Consider the following 16,176-nt stretch of genomic DNA (forward strand, 5'->3'; position numbering starts at 1 on the left):
TCATGATCCGTCAGAGGCGGAGTCGGAGGCGGTACCGGCACCGGACGCGTCCCCGGCCCCGGACCCGGAGTCCGCACCAGCGCCTGCATCGGCCTCCACCCCATGCCCCTTCTTCGCCCTGCTCGGCTGCACCCGCTTCGGCTCCCCCGGCATCTTCGGATACTCCGGCGGATACGGCAGATCCCCCAGCCCATGGTCGTGTTCGTCGCGCCGGGCGAGTTCGAGGAGGGCGTCCAGGGAGTAGCGGTGGTCGTCCATGTCCGCGTGCACGTCGCCGAGTTCGGCGAAACGCGCCGGCATCGTCGCGAGGTCGAAGTCGCGGGGGTGCGCGGTGCCGACCTCGTCCCAGCGGAGGGGCGCCGAGACGGGGGCGTGCGGGCGGGGCCGTACGGAGTAGGCGGAGGCGATGGTGCGGTCGCGGGCGGTCTGGTTGTAGTCGACGAAGATGCGTTCGCCGCGTTCTTCCTTCCACCACTTGACCGTGACCTGGTCCGGCATGCGGCGGGCCAGTTCGCGGCCGACCGCGATGGCCGCGCGGCGGACCTGGGTGAAGGTCCAGCGCGGTTCGATCGGTACGAAGACATGCAGACCGCGTCCGCCGGAGGTCTTCGGGAAGCCCTTCAGTCCGCCGAACTCGTCGAGTACGGCGCGCAGTTCGTGGGCGGCGCGGACCGCGTCGTCGTAGTCGGTGCCGGGCTGCGGGTCGAGGTCGATGCGGAGTTCGTCGGGGCTGTCGACGTCGTCGCGGCGGACCGGCCAGGGGTGGAAGGTGAGCGTGCCGTACTGGGCGGCCCATAGGACGGCGGCCTGTTCGGTGGGGCACATCTCGTCGGCGCTGCGTCCGCTGGGGAAGGTGATGTGGGCGGTGGGGATCCAGTCGGGCATGTTCTTGGGCGCCCGCTTCTGGAAGAAGTTCTCGCCCTCGACCCCGTCCGGGTAGCGCTCCAGGGTGGTGGGGCGGTCGCGCAGTGCCCGGAGGATGCCGGGGCCGACCGCGATGTAGTACCGGGCGAGGTCCAGCTTGGTGAAGCCCCGCTCCGGGAAGAAGATCTTGCCGGGACTGGACAGCCGTACGGTCCGGCCGCCCGCCTCCAGTTCCACCGCTTCGCCCATGCGAGCCACCGTAGGCCCGACGCACGCACCTCGCATACCGGGCGGCTCGCGACGTACGGGAGCAGAATCGGAACCATGGATCTGCCGGTGATGCCACCCGTGAAGCCCATGCTCGCCAAGTCGGTCGCGAGGATTCCGCCGGGCATGCACTACGAGGCGAAGTGGGACGGCTTCCGGGCGATCGTGTTCCGCGACGGCGGAGAGGTCGAGCTGGGCAGCCGTAACGGGAAGCCGCTGACCAGGTATTTTCCCGAGCTGGTGGCGGCGCTGAAGGAGCGGGTCCCGGAACGTTGTGTGCTGGACGGCGAGATCGTGATCGCGCGGGACGGGCGGCTCGACTTCGACGCGCTGACCGAGCGCATCCACCCGGCCGACTCGCGGGTGCGGACGCTGGCCGAGCGGACCCCGGCCTCCTTCGTCGCCTTCGATCTGCTGGCCCTGGCCGACGAGTCGCTGCTCGACGTGCCGCTGGGCGACCGGCGGGCGCTGCTCGAACGGGCGCTGTCCGGCGTGACCGCGCCCGTGCATCTGGCGCCCGCGACCACCGACATCGAGGTGGCGCGACGCTGGTTCGAGCAGTACGAGGGCGCCGGGCTCGACGGTGTGGTGGCCAAGCCGCCGGCCCTGGGCTACCGGCAGGACGAGCGCGCCATGTTCAAGATCAAGCACGAGCGGACCGCGGACGTCGTCGTCGCCGGCTACCGCCTCCACAAGAGCGGCCCGGTCGTGGGTTCGCTGCTGCTCGGGCTCTACGACGATCAGGGCACCCTCCAGCACGTGGGCGTGGCCGCCGCCTTCACCCTGAAACGGCGGGCCGAGCTGATCGAGGAGCTGGAGCCGCTGCGCATGGAGGACACGGCGGGGCATCCGTGGGCGGCCTGGGCCGAGGAGGCGGCACACGAGTCGGCCCGGCTGCCGGGGGCGCCGAGCCGCTGGTCGGGCAAGAAGGACCTGTCGTGGGTGCCGCTGCGGCCGGAGCGGGTGGCCGAGGTGGCGTACGAGCACATGGAGAACGGCGCGCGCTTCCGGCACACGGCGCGCTTCCGCCGCTGGCGCCCGGACCGCACGCCCGAGAGCTGCACGTACGCACAGCTGGAGGAGCCCGTCCGCTACGACCTCGGGGAGATCCTGGGCGCGCAGGATCCGCCGGACTGACCCCTTCCGCATCTCGTAGTGGGCCGATCGGCGCAATCAGCGCGCACAATCACAACCAAGCGGGTAAGGCCACCAATGAACTTATAAGCGCACAATCGAAAACACAGACTTGGTGGCAACGGTGGGCATGGGACAGAGAGCACCCCGGCGGCGCGGCGCGAAGAGAGCGGCGCTGCTGGCCGCCACGATGACGGCCTCCCTGACGGTGGGCTGCACGGCCCATCACGGCGGGTCCGGAGACGACGGGCGCGGGCGCACACCGAGCCAGTCCCCGGCACAGAGCCCGAGCGCGAGCGGCACGACCGCCCCCGCCGCCGGCCCGGTGCTCGCGGTGAAGATCGACAACGTGCCCGCGGCCCGCCCGCAGACGGGTCTTGACGCGGCGGACATCGTGTACGCGGAGCAGGTCGAGGGCGGCCTGAGCAGGCTGATGGCGGTGTTCGCCACCACGTTCCCGCAGTCCGTGGGGCCGGTGCGCAGTGCCCGGGTGTCCGACCTGGAGCTGCTGCGCCAGTTCGAGAACCCGACGCTCGCCTTCTCCGGCGCGCAGCACAAGCTCCTGCCGCTGATCGACAAGGCCCCGCTGCGGTCCGCGTCGCCCGACGAGGCGGGCCGCGCCTATTTCCGGGGCGGTGACAAGGCCGCCCCGCACAACCTCTACCTGCACCCCAAGCGGCTCATGCACTCGGCCCCGGGCGCGGCAGCCCTGACGACCGGCTTCGTCTATGGCACGGCCCCCGCGGGCGGCAAGCCCACCGCTTCCCGCACCGTCCGCTACCCGTCGGCCCGCTTCACCTTCACCTGGTCCGGTGACAAGCACCGCTGGCTGGTCACCGAGGACGGCACCCCCACCGTGACGACCGACGGCAAGCGGCTCGCCCCGGCAACGGTCGTCGTCCAGTACGTCAAGATCCGCAGATCCGCCTATCACGACGTCCTCGGCAACAACACGCCGTACACCGTGACCGTGGGCTCCGGAAAGGCGGACGTCCTGCGGGACGGCCGCACCTACAGCGCGGACTGGAAGCGTCAAAAGGCCACGGACGGAACCCGGTTCACCACCCCGGACGGCAAGCCCCTGAACTTCGCGAAGGGCCAGGTCTGGGTGATCTTCGCGAAGTCCTGAACGGGCAGGGCGGGAGCGCCTCTTCAGGGGCGCGGGGAACGGCGCGACCAGCCCCCACCGGCCCGCACGGAAAGCACAACCGACCTACCGCTGCGCGACGAGGGGCTCCCCAGGATTCCGGAGCCCCTCCGCCGCGTCCGACACCCGCTGGATGAGATCGAAGAAAACACCCTGCTCGTCGGCGGAGAGCGGTGCCAGAAACACCTGGTTCATCCGTGCCGTCCGCACGACCAGCTTCCGGTGGACCCGCGTGCCGTCCCCCGTGAGCCGCAGCAGAAAACGCCGCCCGTCCTGCGTATCCCGCACCTTGTCGAGCAGCCCGCGCCGGCTCAGCCGGCTGACCACCTCCGCGATGGTCGACCGGTCGAGGCCCACCCGCTCCCCCACCGTGCGCTGATCGAGCCCCGGTTCGTCGACGAGCGCGTTGAGGACCGCGAACTGCGGCGAGGTGATCTCCTCGGAGACCATCGTGTTCCACAGCAGGTAGTGCGCCTGCTGGAGCCGCCGGGCGAGGTGCCCGGGGTGGGTGGTGAGGTCCACCGCGGCCATGTGTCCTCCCAGCGTCGGATTCGTCTGTGCACTGAACGATACCCGGAGGCACCGGGAGCGAGTCCAGCCTCGCGCACCGTCCTGGACCGGCCCTTCTCCCAGCTCTTGACGGCAGGCCCCCGCAGTGACAGCGTGAAGGAAACTTCACCGAAATGCTCAGTGCCCTGACTATCTGCTGACCGGGCGCTCGAACGGGACGGAGCTTCACGGATGGACAAGGTGGTCGCCACGGCCGACGAGGCCGTGGCCGATGTGCCGGACGGGGCGACGCTCGCGGTCGGCGGCTTCGGGCTGAGCGGTGTGCCGAACGTGCTGATCCAGGCCCTCTACGAGCGGGGCGTCGGCGGCCTCGGCGTGGTCTCCAACAACTGCGGGGCGATGGAGTCCGGCCTCGCGGTCCTGCTGTCGGCGGGCCGCATCGCGCGGGTGACCGGCTCCTACATCGGCGCCAACAAGGAGTTCGCCCGCCAGTACCTCGCCGGGGAACTGGAGGTCGAGATGATCCCCCAGGGCACCCTCGCCGAGCGCCTGCGCGCGGGCGGCGCGGGCATCCCCGCCTTCTACACCCCCGCCGGTGTCGGCACCCAGGTCGCCGAGGGCGGACTGCCCTGGCGCTACGACGGCTCGGGCGGCGTCACGCTCGCCTCCCCGGCCAAGGAGGTGCGGGAGTTCGACGGCACCGAGTACGTCCTGGAGCGCGGTATCCGCACCGACTTCGCCCTGGTCCGTGCCGCGAAGGGCGACCGGCACGGCAACCTCGTCTTCAACAAGTCCACCCGGAACTTCAACCCCCTCGCGGCGATGGCCGGCAAGGTGACGATCGCCGAGGTGGAGGAGCTGGTCGAGCCCGGCGCCATCGACCCGGACGCGGTGCACCTGCCCGGGATCTTCGTGCAGCGGGTGGTGGCCCTCACCCCCGAGCAGGCCGCCGACAAGCGGATCGAGCAGCGGACGGTGAGCAGCTGATGGCCTGGACACGCGAGCAGATGGCGGCCCGCGCGGCGCGCGAACTGGAGGACGGGCAGTACGTCAACCTCGGCATCGGCCTGCCGACCCTGATCCCCAACTACCTCCCCCCGGGCGTCGAGGTGATCCTCGAATCCGAGAACGGCATCCTCGGCACCGGCCCGTATCCGGCCGAGGACCAGGTCGACCCGGATCTCATCAACGCCGGCAAGGAGACCGTGACCGTCCTGCCGGGCGCCTCCTTCTTCGACTCCGCGCTCTCCTTCGGGATGATCCGGGGCGGGCACATCGATGTCGCCGTCCTGGGTGCCATGCAGGTGTCGGCGGGCGGTGACCTGGCGAACTGGGCGATTCCCGGCAAGATGATCACGGGCATCGGCGGGGCGATGGACCTCGTCCACGGCGCCCGGACCGTCATCGTCGTGATGACGCATGTGGCCAAGGACGGCTCCCCGAAGATCCTCGCGGAGTGCGCGCTGCCGCTCACAGGCAAAGCGTGTGTGAACCGAGTCATCACCGATCTCGGGGTGATCGACGTGTCACCCGACGGTCTCGTGTTGATCGAGACCGCGCCCGGTGTGAGTGTCGAGGAGATCGTCGCCAAGACCGACGCGAAACTCACCGTCACGGAAGGCCTGCTGTGAACCCGGTTTACATCGTCGATGCCGTCCGCACCCCCATCGGCAGGTACAGCGGAGGTCTCGCCTCCGTCCGCCCCGACGACCTCGCCGCCCACGCCCTGCGCGAACTCCTCGCCCGCACCCCCGACTTGGACCCCTCCCGCATCGAGGACGTCTACTTCGGCAACGCGAACGGCGCCGGCGAGGAGAACCGCAACGTCGGCCGCATGGCCGCCCTCCTCGCGGGCCTGCCCACCTCCGTGCCGGGCGTCACGGTCAACCGGCTCTGCGCCTCCGGCCTCGAAGCGGTCATCCAGGCGGCCCGCGCGATCGCGGTCGGCGACGCCTCCATCGCCGTGGCGGGCGGGGTGGAGTCGATGACCCGGGCGCCGTACGTACTGCCGAAGTCGGACCGGCCCTTCCCCGCCGGGCACACCGAGCTGTACTCGACCACGCTCGGCTGGCGCATGGTCAACCCGGCCATGAACCCGGAGTGGACCATCCCGCTCGGCGAGAGCGCGGAGCTGATCGCCGACAAGCACAAGATCAGCCGCGAGCAGCAGGACGAGTTCGCGCTCTCCAGTCACCGGAAGGCGGCGGAGGCGCAGGCCGCAGGACTCTTCGACGGTGAGATCGCCCCTGTCGCCATCCCCCGGCGCAAGGGCGACCCGGTCCTCTTCGCCGCCGACGAGTCCGTGCGCGCGGACGCCTCCCTCGCCGCCATGGCCAAGCTCAAGCCGTCCTTCCGCCCGGAGAACGGCACGGTGACCGCGGGCAACGCCTCCCCCCTCAACGACGGTGCCGCCGCCCTCCTCCTGGTCGACGAGGAAGGGCTGAAGGCGACCGGCCGCGAGCCTCTCGCCCGGGTCTCCGCGACCGGGGTCTCCGCGATCGATCCGCAGTACTTCGGACTCGCCCCCGTCGAGGCCGTCAACCGCGCACTCACCAAGGCGGGCAAGGGCTTTGACGATCTGTCAGTTCTTGAACTGAACGAGGCGTTCGCCGCGCAGGTGCTCGGATGTGTCGCCGTGTGGCCGGAGTTCGACTCCGCGATCCTCAACCCGCAGGGCGGTGCCATCGCCCTCGGCCATCCGCTCGGCGCCTCCGGTGCCCGGCTCGCGGGCACCGTCGCCCACCAACTCGCCCGTCAAGGCACAGGAGTCGGCGTCGCCACCCTCTGCATCGGCGTGGGCCAGGGCCTGGCCCTCGTCCTCGAACGGTAGGAACCCGAACGGCAGGAACCCCATGACTCTCACCCAGCACGACATCGACCTCGAAATAGCGGCCGAGCACGCGACGTACGAGAAGCGGGTCGCCGACGGCGCGCCGGTCGAGCACCATCCGCGCCGCGACTACGCCCCGTACCGCTCCTCCACGCTCCGCCACCCGAAACAGCCGCCGGTCACCATCGACGTCTCGAAGGACCCGGAGCTGGTGGAGCTGGCCTCGCCCGCGTTCGGCGAGCGGGACATCACGGAGATCGACAACGATCTGACCCGGCAGCACAACGGCGAGCCGATCGGGGAACGGATCACCGTCTCCGGACGGCTGTTGGACCGCGACGGGCGGCCCATCCGCGGCCAGCTGGTCGAGATCTGGCAGGCCAACTCGGCCGGCCGCTACGCCCACCAGCGCGAGCAGCACGACGCCCCGCTGGACCCCAACTTCACCGGCGTGGGCCGCACGTTGACCGACGACGAGGGCACTTACCGCTTCACGACCATCCAGCCGGGCCCCTACCCCTGGCGCAACCACGTCAACGCCTGGCGCCCGGCGCACATCCACTTCTCGATGTTCGGCACGGCGTTCACGCAACGGCTGGTCACGCAGATGTACTTCCCGAGCGACCCGCTGTTCCCCTACGACCCGATCATCCAGTCGGTGACGGACGACGCGGCCCGTCAGCGGCTCGTCGCGACCTACGACCACAGCCTGTCGGTGCCCGAGTTCTCGATGGGCTACCACTGGGACATCGTGCTCGACGGCCCGCACGCCACCTGGATCGAAGAAGGACGCTGACCCGCCATGACGACCATCGACACGAGCCGCCCGGAGTCCGTGCTGCCGACCCCGTCGCACACGGTCGGCCCCTTCTACGGCTACGCCCTGCCCTTCCCCGGCGGCGGCGACATCGCCCCGGTCGGGCACCCGGACACGATCACCGTCCAGGGCCACATCTACGACGGCGAGGGCACACCCCTCCCGGACGCCTTCGTCGAACTGTGGGGCCCCGACCCCGACGGCAACCTCTCCACGACCGACGGCTCGATCCGGCGCGACCCGGCCAGCGGCGGCTATCTCGGCCGCAACGGCGTCGAGTTCACCGGCTGGGGCCGCATCCAGACGGACGCCAACGGCCACTGGTACGCACGGACGCTGCGACCGGGGGCGCGCGGCCGCAACGCCCCGTACCTGAGCGCCTGCGTCTTCGCCCGCGGACTGCTGGTGCACCTCTTCACCCGCGTCTACCTCCCGGACGACGAGCGCGCGCTCGGCGCGGACCCGCTGCTGTCCGGGCTCGACCCGGCGCGGCGCGACACGCTGATCGCACGGGACGAGGGCAGGGGCACATACCGTTTCGACATCCGCCTTCAGGGCGAAGGCGAGACGGTATTCCTGGAGTTCCAGTGACAGTTGACGACCCGTCGGACACCGGCCTGCTCGCCCCCGGGTGGACCGGCTCCCCCGCCGCGTCCGCGACGAGCGACACCGCGTATCTACGGGCCCTGCTCGACGCGGAGTCCGCCCTCACCCGCGCCCAGGCCGCCCTGGGTCTCGCCCCCGCCGAGGCGGCGACGGCGGTGACGGCCGCGGCCGACGCCGGCCGCTTCGACGTACGCTCCCTCGCGGAACGGTCCAGGAGCGGCGGAAACCCGGTGATCCCGCTGGTCGCGGATCTGACGAAGGCGGTCGGCGAGGAGTACGGCCCGTATGTCCACCGGGGTGCGACCAGCCAGGACATCATGGACACGGCCACCATGCTGGTCGCGTCCCGCACCCTGGACCTGCTCCTGACCGACCTGACGCGCACGGCTCAGGCGCTCTCCCGGCTGGCCGCCGCCCACCGCGACACCGCGCTGCCGGGCCGCACCCTCACCCAGCACGCCGTACCGACGACGTTCGGGCTGAAGGCGGCGGGGTGGCGGTCGCTGGTGCTCGACGCACGGGACCGGGTACGGACCGTTCGCGACACGCTGCCCGTCCAACTCGGCGGAGCGGCTGGCACGTTGGCCGCGTTCACGGCGTACGGCGCCGCGGACGCCCTCGCGCTGCCGGACGCGTACGCCCGCGAACTCGGCCTGACGGCACCACGGTTGCCCTGGCACACGCTCCGGACGCCGATCGCGGATCTCGCCGGGTGCCTGGCCTTCGCGGCGGGAGCCCTGGGCAAGGCGGCCGCCGACGTCCTCGTCCTCGGCCGGACGGAGATCGCCGAGGTCTCCGAGGGCAGCGGCGGCGGTTCCTCGGCCATGCCGCACAAGGCGAACCCCGTACGGTCCACGCTGATCGCCGCCGCCGCGCGCCGGGCGCCGCAGCTCGCGGCCGTTCTGTACGGCTCGCTGGTCGCGGAGGACGAGCGGCCGGCCGGGGCGTGGCATGCCGAGTGGGAGTCCTTGCGGGACCTGCTGCGGCTGGTCGGCGGTGCGGCGCGCGACGCCGCCGAGCTGACCGAGGGGCTGCGGGTGCACCCGGACGTGATGCGTGAACACCTGGATCTCACCCATGGGTTGATCGTCTCGGAGCGGCTGTCCGCCGAGCTGGCGCCGCTGCTGGGCCGGACCCGGGCGAAGGAGTTGCTCACGGAGGTCGCGCGGCGGACCTACGCCGAAGGTCGTCCACTGGCCGAACTGCTCGCCGAGGAGCCGGAGTTGAAGGACCTCGACCTCTCCGCCCTCACCGACCCCGCCCGCTACACGGGTTCCGCGGGAGCCCTCACCGACCGTGCGCTGGAGCGACGTTGACCGAGAAACTCCTCAACTTCCGTGCCGAGGGCCCTGACTCCGCTCCCCCGCTCCTCCTCGGGCCCTCGCTGGGCACGTCCTACGCCCTGTGGGACAAGGTCGCCCCCGAGCTGTCCGTCACCCACCGGGTGATCCGCTGGGACCTGCCCGGACACGGCGGTTCGGCGCCCGGGTCGATCGGTCCCGGGGCGACGGTCGGAGACCTCGCCGATCTGGTGCTCGCGCTGGCCGACTCCCTCGGTGTCGAGCAATTCGCCTACGCGGGAGTGTCGTTGGGCGGTGCGGTGGGTCTGCACCTCGCCGTGCACCACCCCGAGCGGGTCACCTCGCTCGCCGTCATCTGCTCCTCGGCCCACTTCAACGGGGCCGGGCCGTGGGAGGAACGGGCCGCGCGGGTGCGGAGCGAGGGGCTGGACTGGCTGGTGGAGAGTGCCGACTCCCGTTGGTTCACGCCCGGGTTCACCGTCCCGGAGCTGGTCGCCGACCAGCGCGATGCCGACCCGGGCGCGTACGCCGCGTGCTGTGACGCGCTGGCCGCGTTCGACCTGCGCGAGCGGCTCCCCGAGATCGGCGCGCGGACCCTGGCGGTCGCCGGGCGCGAGGACCCGGCGACCCCGCCCGCGCATCTGCGGGAGATCGCGGACGCGGTGCCCGGCGCGGCCCTCGTCGAGATCCCGGGCGCCTCCCATCTGGCCCCCGCACAGTGCCCGGTGGCCGTCCTCACCGCGCTGCGCGCACACCTCGACGGCGGTGCCAAGCGCGGGATGGAGGTACGGCGTGAGGTCCTCGGCGACACCCATGTGGACCGGGCCCAGGCCCGGCAGACACCGTTCACGGCCCACTTCCAGGACTTCATCTCCCGGTACGCGTGGGGCGAGATCTGGACCGATCCGACGTTGTCCCGGCGTGAGCGGAGCATGATCACGCTCACCGCGCTGATCGCCCACGGCCACTACGACGAACTGGCGATGCACGTCCGCGCGGCCCGCCGCAACGGGCTCACTCCGGAGGAGATCGGCGCGGTGCTCCTTCAGAGTGCCGTGTACGTCGGGGTGCCCGCGGCGAATTCGGCGTTCGCCGTGGCGCAGCGGGTCCTGGCCGAAGAGACCGACTGAGGGGGTGGGGGCGTCTGTTGAGCGTCGTCCGCGACTGCGTCGTGGCTGGTCGCGCAGTTCCCCGCGCCCCTTAAAGGCAACGGTTGGCCCATGTCTTCAGGGGCGCGGGGAACTGCGCGACCAGCCCCCACCGGGCGGCAGGCGACGAACGACTCATCGCAACCCCCTCCCCGTCTCCAGCACCTCCCGCGCCTGCGTCACCAGACCATCCGCTCCGCACGAACGCGCGAGCGTCAGACCCCTGTTGATCTCGGCGACGGACCGCGCCGCGATCCCGTACTCCACCCGCGCCGCCGCATGTTCGTACTGACACGGTGAGGACTCCAGATAGGCGACAGCCTGCGCGGCGAGCCGTACCGCCCGCTGCCCCGTCTCCAGCGACGCCGCGCACCGCAGCGCCTCCCCGATCGCCGTGTCCGTACCGAAGTGCTCGGCCTGACGGCGTGCGTCGGAGGCGAGCTGGGCCGCACGGGTCGGATCCTCGACGGCGAGCGCGCGGGCGAGGTCCACGGCCCAGGGGACGAGCACCGGGTTGTGGTGACCGCGGACCGTCGCCGCCTTCGCGGCCTGTTCCAGTTCGTTGATGCCGTCCTTCGTGCGGCCGACGGCGAGCAGCAGCCGGCCCCGCACACAGCGCGGGTCGGGCAACACGATGGTGGACGGGTACGGCGGCGCGAAGCCGTACTGCTCGGCGATCGACCAGGCCTCGTCGACATGGCCGCGGGCGAGCAGCGTGTCGACGAGGTTGCAGGTCGCCGACCAGTACAGGGGCAGTCCGCGGCCCACGCGCTCGGCGAGGCGCAGGGACTCGCGCAGCGAGATCTCGGCCTCGCGGAGACGGCCGCGCCGCCGGTGGCCGAGCCCGATGTAGGCGTGCGCCAGGGAGAGATGGCCGCCGCTCCAGCCCGCGGAGACGTAGGCGCGCAGAGCTTCGTTGTACAGGCTCTCGGCGCGGTCCAGGCGGTCCGTGTAGGCGTACGAGCTGGCCAGCATCATGAGGATTTCGAGGCCCCACTCGGTGTCGGTCCAGCCGAGTCCGGGTGCGAGCCGTCCGTTGACGAGGGCGCGGTCGCACAGCTCGACGACCTCCTCGGCGTTCTCGCCGTGGGTCATGGCGTCGAAGCCGCGCAGGATCAGCAGGGCGCGCTCGGAGTTGTCCCGGCCGACGCAGGTGCCGGCGAGTGCGGCGAGCCGTTCGGAGCGTCCTGGGGAGGTGCCCTCGCCCGCGTAGATGCCCTCCCACATGAACTGGACGGCCTGGAGCCGCATCCGGGCGGCGCCCGGTTCGTGCCGGGCGGCCTCCGCCTCCACGGTGCGGACGGCCTCCTCCAGTTGGTCGTTGTGGGTCAGCGCCTGGGAGAGGCGGAAAACGGCGTCCACGCGTGCGTGGCCGTCGAGTCCGGGCATGCCCAGGGCGGTCTGGAGGTGGCCGATGGTGGTGGCGGGCGCGGTGAGGAGGGTCGCGCAGCCCAGTTCGTAGAGCACGCGCGCGTGGGTCTCGGGGAGCGGCGGCTCCAGGAGAGCGCGCTCAAGGCAGCGGCGGGCGGCGTCCGGGGCGCCGATGGAGAGGTGTTCGCGGGCCGCCTCGCGCAGCTGCTCGACGAGTTCCTGGTCGTCGTCCGGGTGCACCTGGAGGAGGTGCCGTGAGGCGGCGGCCGCGCCGAGTCCGGAGTCGGTGACGACCTGGGCGGCGATGCCGTGCATGGCCGTCCGCACCCCGCCGGGGATGGAGTCGTAGACGGCGGTGGCGATCAGCGGGTGGACGAACTCCAGCTCGCCCGCGCCGGCTTGGGAGGCCGCGGGGTCGGGTGCGGTGAGGATGCGGGCGGTGCGCAGGAGTTCGGCGCAGCGTGCCGCCTCGTCGCGGCTCATGGTGGCCAGCTTGGCGACGAGGTCCACCGAGATGCCGGTGCTGAGGATGGCGGCGGCCCAGGCGAACCGGGTGGCTTCGAAGCCCAGGTCGTCGAGGCGGGCGACGAGTCCGCCGCCGCGTGCGGAGCGGTTGAGCTCGCGCAGTTCGGCGGCCGAGTCCTCGACGGGCGCGAGGCCGCTCTCCTTCACCTTGGCGAGGAGTTCGACGGTCTCGTACGGGTTGCCGTCGGTGACCGCCCACACCTCGCGGCAGAACGCGCCGTCGGCGTGCGGGCCGAGGGTGGCGCGGGTGAGCCCCGCGGTGGCCTTCGGGGTGAGGGACTCCAGGACGGTGATCGGCGGGCCCGCGGTGGCGGCGATCGCGTCCAGGTAGCGGGCGCTCTCACCGCTGACCTCGCCGGGCCTGCGGGCGACCACGATCAGGACGGACAGGTCGTCGAGGCGTTCGGCGAACGCGGCGAGCCAGCGCAGGGTCTCCTGGTCGGCCCAGTGGGCGTCGTCGATCAGCAGGACCAGCGGCCAGTCGCGCTTGGCGAGCCGGCGCACCGCGGCGACGAGTCCGTCGCAGACGCCCTGCGGGTCGGCCTGCCGCTCGCCGGGTTCGGTGATGCCGAGGGCGGGGCCCGCGATGTCGTACCAGTCGCCGAGGTACTCGCGGGTCTCCTCGGGCATCAACGAGATGAGGGCGGGCTGGAGCAACTGCCGTACGACGTTGAAGGGGACGGACTTGAGGGTCTCGCCGCCGCGGGCCTGCCAGACCACGCACTCACGCGCCTCGGCCATGCGGCGGGTCTCGGCGAGGAGGGCGGTCTTGCCGATGCCGGCCTCACCGCGGACCACGAGCAGGCTGCCCGAGGAGGACCGGTCCGCGCAGAGTGCGTCGAGTGCCTCCGCCACACCGGCGACCGCGTCCTCGCGCTCCTACAGGGAGGCCGAGGCGGCCTTCGCAGGCCGTTCCTCCGTCATCCCGTTACCTCCCCAGTAGCCCGAACGACGTACAGCCCTTGAGCGTAGCCCTCCGGATGCCGAAGTGGAGGCCGGTCCGGGCAGCTGTTGCCGCAACGGGTGACGGAGGTCCGGCAGCGGCGCTCAGGTGCGTGACGAACGGTCAGGAGGCGCTAAATGAAGGTGTTTTCCGGTCACTCCCGACCTGTCTCGGACAGGCCCGCCGCACGGGCTCTGGTCGCCGGGTCGGTGGGAAATTTCATCGAGTGGTACGAGTTCGGGGTCTACGGCTCCTTCGCGACGGTGATCGCGGCGCGGTTCTTCACCCCGGAGGGCGCGGGCGCGGCCGAGGGGCTGGTGCGGACGTACGCCTCGTTCGCGCTGGCGTTCTTCTTCCGGCCGGTCGGCGCCGCCCTGTTCGGCCGGCTCGGCGGCCGGTACTGGTCCTGGTGATCGCGCTGATGACCGGCGCGACGACCCTGATCGGCGTCCTGCCCACGTATGCGAGCGCCGGCGCCCTCGCGCCCTGGCTGCTCACGTTGCTGAGGGTGTTTCAGGGACTGTCCGCCGGCGGGGAGTTCGGGGGCGCCGTGGCGCTGCTGACGGAGTTCGCGCCGCCGGGACGGCGGGGACTGTACGGGGCGTGGCAGTCGTTCACCGTGGCGCTCGGGCTGTTGGGCGGGGCGGGGGTCGCGGCGCTGCTGGCGACCGTGCTCGATCCCGGTCAACTGGCCGACTGGGGCTGGCGGTTGGCCTTCGTGCTGACGCTCCCGATGGGGCTCGGCGCGCTGTGGCTCCGGCTGCGGCTGGACGAGACACCGGCGTTCCGGAGCGAGGCGGTACGCGAGGTGCCGCCCGCGCGTGCGGTCCGGCGGGCGATCGCGTGGGGCGCCGGGCGGGTGATGGGATGGGCCGCGGCCGGTTACACCTTCCTGGTGGTGCTGCCGTCGTATCTGCAGAACACGCTGGCCGCGAGCTTCCACCAGGCGCTGCTGGCCACGGTGTTGGCCAACGTGGGGTTCGCGGTCACGATCCTCCCGGCGGGACTGCTGAGCGACCGGGTGGGGCGGCGGCCGGTGATGCTGACGGGGGCCGCGCTGGTGGTGGTCCTGTCCGTGCCGTTGCTCAACCTCCTTCAGAACGAGGGGACTTCGAACACGGTGAAGGGTGCGTGGGTGTTCGGGGCGGGTGCGGTGGTGGGGCTGATGGCGGGGCCGGGTCCGGCGATGCTCTCGGAGATGTTCCCGACGAGCGTGCGGTACACCGGTCTGGGACTCGCCTACGCCCTGTCCAATGCCGTCTTCTCGGGGTGTGCCGGGCTCATCATCACCGAGAGCGTGCGACGGACCGGGAACGTGGACATCCCGGCCTACTACGCGGCGGCGGCCTGCGCGGTGAGCGTGCTCGCGCTCGCCGTCACCAACACCCCTGCGGGACTGGCGAGTCGGGAGGAAGCGGATGCGGGTGATCGGGCTGATGTCCGGGACGTCGTACGACGCGATCGACGCGGCGGCGGCCGAACTGAGCCTCGCCGGTGACAGCGTCGTACTGAAGCCGCTCGGGATGGTGAGCGAGCCGTACGACGAGGAGCTGCGGGAGGCCCTCGCGGCGGCGCTGCCACCGGCCGGGACGACGCTGGCCGAGGTGTGCCGGCTCGACACCCTGATCGGGCAGGCCTTCGCCGCGGCGGCGGTCCGCGCGAACGCCGAACTGTGCGACGGGCGGGCCGAGTTGGTGGCCTCGCACGGGCAGACCGGCTACCACTGGGTGGCGGACGGCGCGGTGCGCGGCACGCTTCAGCTGGGGCAGCCCGCCTGGATCGCGGAGGCGACCGGGCTGCCCGTGGTCGCCGACTTCCGGCCACGCGACATCGCCGCCGGCGGCCAGGGCGCACCGCTCGTCAGCCTCGTCGACCTGCTGTGGCTGCGCGGGCGTCCGGGCACTCCCGTCGCCCTCAACCTCGGCGGGATCGCCAACCTCACCGCCCCCGACGGCACGGCCTTCGACACGGGACCGGCCTGCGCCCTGATCGACGCGGCGGCCCGCGGCTTCAGCGGCGGGCGTCTCGCCTACGACGCTGAGGGCGCCCTCGCGGCCCGTGGAAGGGTCCACGAGCCGCTGCTGGAGAGGCTGTCGGGCGAGCCGTACTACACGCTCCCCGCGCCGAAGACGACCGGCAAGGAGCTGTTCCACCTCGGTTATCTCCAGGACGCGCTGGCCGGTCTGGGCACGCTGCCCGCCGAGGACGTGATCGCGACCCTCACCCTCCTCACGGCCCGCACGGTCGCCGACGCGGTCCGCTCGGTGAGCGCGACGGAGGTCATCGTCTCGGGCGGCGGCACCCGCAACCCGGTCCTGATGGCCCTCCTCGCCGCCGAGCTGCCCGGCGTACCCCTGCGCACCTCCGACGAACTCGGCCTCCCCTCCCCCGCGAAGGAGGCCTACGCCTTCGCGGTCCTCGGCTTCCTGACGGCCCACGGCCTCCCCGGCACGGTCCCGGCGAGCACAGGCGCCCGGCACCCGAGTGTGCTCGGGTCCGTGACACCGGGGCGCGGGGGGTTGCAATGGCCGGCGGCGGCCGAACGGGCGCCTGCGCGGCTGGTGTTGGGATGAGGGGGCGGGGCCGTGGTCGTACTCGGCGAGGGTGACCGGGTGCGGCCGTGAACCGCAGGGAAGTCCCCGGCCGGAGGCCGGTCCACCCCAGGTCAGGGGCCAGGACAACCGCCCGGTCCCCCACTCCGCGGGATTCGACC

12 protein-coding genes and 2 pseudogenes are annotated in these 16,176 nt (G+C 72.1%); 11 read left to right on the forward strand and 3 right to left on the reverse strand.

Going from position 1 to position 16,176, the window contains the following annotated elements; translation table 11 throughout:
• Complete coding sequence (gene ligD, locus ACIRB1_RS03235; protein WP_403464384.1) at nt 1-1,113, reverse strand: non-homologous end-joining DNA ligase; 1,113 nt, start codon at nt 1,111-1,113, stop codon at nt 1-3.
• A 75-nt stretch (nt 1,114-1,188) separates the two neighbouring features.
• On the opposite strand from ligD, the gene ACIRB1_RS03240 reads away from it, so the two are divergent.
• Together ACIRB1_RS03240 and ACIRB1_RS03245 are read left to right on the forward strand one after the other, a co-directional pair.
• The gene (locus ACIRB1_RS03240) at nt 1,189-2,268 is read left to right on the forward strand and encodes an ATP-dependent DNA ligase (protein WP_352181043.1); all 1,080 of its coding nucleotides are present in this window, start codon (nt 1,189-1,191) and stop codon (nt 2,266-2,268) included.
• A gap of 127 nt (nt 2,269-2,395) precedes the next feature.
• On the forward strand, nt 2,396-3,394 hold the full coding sequence (locus ACIRB1_RS03245; protein WP_403464385.1) for a DUF3048 domain-containing protein: 999 nt from the start codon (nt 2,396-2,398) through the stop codon (nt 3,392-3,394).
• A gap of 84 nt (nt 3,395-3,478) precedes the next feature.
• Here the strand turns inward: ACIRB1_RS03245 and ACIRB1_RS03250 are convergent, their stop codons facing one another.
• Nucleotides 3,479-3,943 (reverse strand): MarR family winged helix-turn-helix transcriptional regulator, encoded by a 465-nt coding sequence (locus ACIRB1_RS03250; protein ID WP_403464386.1) that lies wholly within the window; start codon nt 3,941-3,943, stop codon nt 3,479-3,481.
• A gap of 210 nt (nt 3,944-4,153) precedes the next feature.
• Between ACIRB1_RS03250 and ACIRB1_RS03255 the strand changes: the two genes are divergently transcribed.
• From ACIRB1_RS03255 to pcaD, 7 genes are read left to right on the forward strand one after another with little or no spacing between them, the layout of a single operon-like run.
• Nucleotides 4,154-4,909 (forward strand): CoA transferase subunit A, encoded by a 756-nt coding sequence (locus ACIRB1_RS03255; RefSeq protein WP_352181040.1) that lies wholly within the window; start codon nt 4,154-4,156, stop codon nt 4,907-4,909.
• Complete coding sequence (locus ACIRB1_RS03260) at nt 4,909-5,553, forward strand: CoA transferase subunit B (protein ID WP_403464387.1); 645 nt, start codon at nt 4,909-4,911, stop codon at nt 5,551-5,553. Before ACIRB1_RS03255 ends, ACIRB1_RS03260 begins: the two co-directional genes overlap by 1 nt.
• The gene (locus ACIRB1_RS03265; protein ID WP_403464388.1) at nt 5,550-6,752 is read left to right on the forward strand and encodes a thiolase family protein; all 1,203 of its coding nucleotides are present in this window, start codon (nt 5,550-5,552) and stop codon (nt 6,750-6,752) included. Before ACIRB1_RS03260 ends, ACIRB1_RS03265 begins: the two co-directional genes overlap by 4 nt.
• A gap of 22 nt (nt 6,753-6,774) precedes the next feature.
• Entirely contained in the window at nt 6,775-7,548 is a 774-nt protein-coding gene (gene pcaH, locus ACIRB1_RS03270) for a protocatechuate 3,4-dioxygenase subunit beta (RefSeq protein WP_403464389.1), read from the forward strand.
• A gap of 6 nt (nt 7,549-7,554) precedes the next feature.
• On the forward strand, nt 7,555-8,160 hold the full coding sequence (gene pcaG / locus ACIRB1_RS03275; protein WP_352181036.1) for a protocatechuate 3,4-dioxygenase subunit alpha: 606 nt from the start codon (nt 7,555-7,557) through the stop codon (nt 8,158-8,160).
• A complete protein-coding gene (gene pcaB, locus ACIRB1_RS03280) occupies nt 8,157-9,491 on the forward strand; it encodes a 3-carboxy-cis,cis-muconate cycloisomerase (protein ID WP_403464390.1) in 1,335 nt (444 codons plus the stop codon). The genes pcaG and pcaB overlap by 4 nt, the downstream gene beginning before the upstream one ends.
• Nucleotides 9,488-10,606 (forward strand): 3-oxoadipate enol-lactonase, encoded by a 1,119-nt coding sequence (gene pcaD / locus ACIRB1_RS03285; protein WP_403464391.1) that lies wholly within the window; start codon nt 9,488-9,490, stop codon nt 10,604-10,606. The genes pcaB and pcaD overlap by 4 nt, the downstream gene beginning before the upstream one ends.
• Nucleotides 10,607-10,759: 153 nt before the next feature.
• On the opposite strand, the pseudogene ACIRB1_RS03290 reads toward pcaD, so the two are convergent.
• A pseudogene (locus tag ACIRB1_RS03290) lies at nt 10,760-13,444 on the reverse strand (ATP-binding protein).
• Nucleotides 13,445-13,600: 156 nt separating this feature from the next.
• Between ACIRB1_RS03290 and ACIRB1_RS03295 the strand changes: the two are divergent.
• Both ACIRB1_RS03295 and ACIRB1_RS03300 read left to right on the forward strand, forming a co-directional pair.
• Nucleotides 13,601-14,961, forward strand: a pseudogene (locus ACIRB1_RS03295) (MFS transporter).
• Nucleotides 14,882-16,036 carry an anhydro-N-acetylmuramic acid kinase gene (locus ACIRB1_RS03300; protein ID WP_403464392.1) on the forward strand — a complete coding sequence of 385 codons (1,155 nt, stop codon included), beginning with the start codon at nt 14,882-14,884 and terminating at the stop codon, nt 16,034-16,036. The pseudogene ACIRB1_RS03295 and the gene ACIRB1_RS03300 overlap by 80 nt, the downstream one beginning before the upstream one ends.
• Nucleotides 16,037-16,176 lie beyond the last annotated feature (140 nt).

This window comes from Streptomyces sp. NPDC096013 (assembly GCF_044763565.1).
In the GTDB taxonomy this organism is placed as follows: domain Bacteria; phylum Actinomycetota; class Actinomycetes; order Streptomycetales; family Streptomycetaceae; genus Streptomyces.

Coding starts and splice junctions, on each gene's coding strand:
- ACIRB1_RS03250 (WP_403464386.1), bottom strand. CDS start 3,943: ATGGCCGCGGTGGACCTCACCACCCACCCCGGGCACCTCGCCCGGCGG.
- ACIRB1_RS03240 (WP_352181043.1), top strand. CDS start 1,189: ATGGATCTGCCGGTGATGCCACCCGTGAAGCCCATGCTCGCCAAGTCG.
- ACIRB1_RS03260 (WP_403464387.1), top strand. CDS start 4,909: ATGGCCTGGACACGCGAGCAGATGGCGGCCCGCGCGGCGCGCGAACTG.
- pcaG (WP_352181036.1), top strand. CDS start 7,555: ATGACGACCATCGACACGAGCCGCCCGGAGTCCGTGCTGCCGACCCCG.
- ACIRB1_RS03245 (WP_403464385.1), top strand. CDS start 2,396: ATGGGACAGAGAGCACCCCGGCGGCGCGGCGCGAAGAGAGCGGCGCTG.
- pcaH (WP_403464389.1), top strand. CDS start 6,775: ATGACTCTCACCCAGCACGACATCGACCTCGAAATAGCGGCCGAGCAC.
- ACIRB1_RS03255 (WP_352181040.1), top strand. CDS start 4,154: ATGGACAAGGTGGTCGCCACGGCCGACGAGGCCGTGGCCGATGTGCCG.
- ACIRB1_RS03300 (WP_403464392.1), top strand. CDS start 14,882: ATGCGGGTGATCGGGCTGATGTCCGGGACGTCGTACGACGCGATCGAC.
- ligD (WP_403464384.1), bottom strand. CDS start 1,113: ATGGGCGAAGCGGTGGAACTGGAGGCGGGCGGCCGGACCGTACGGCTG.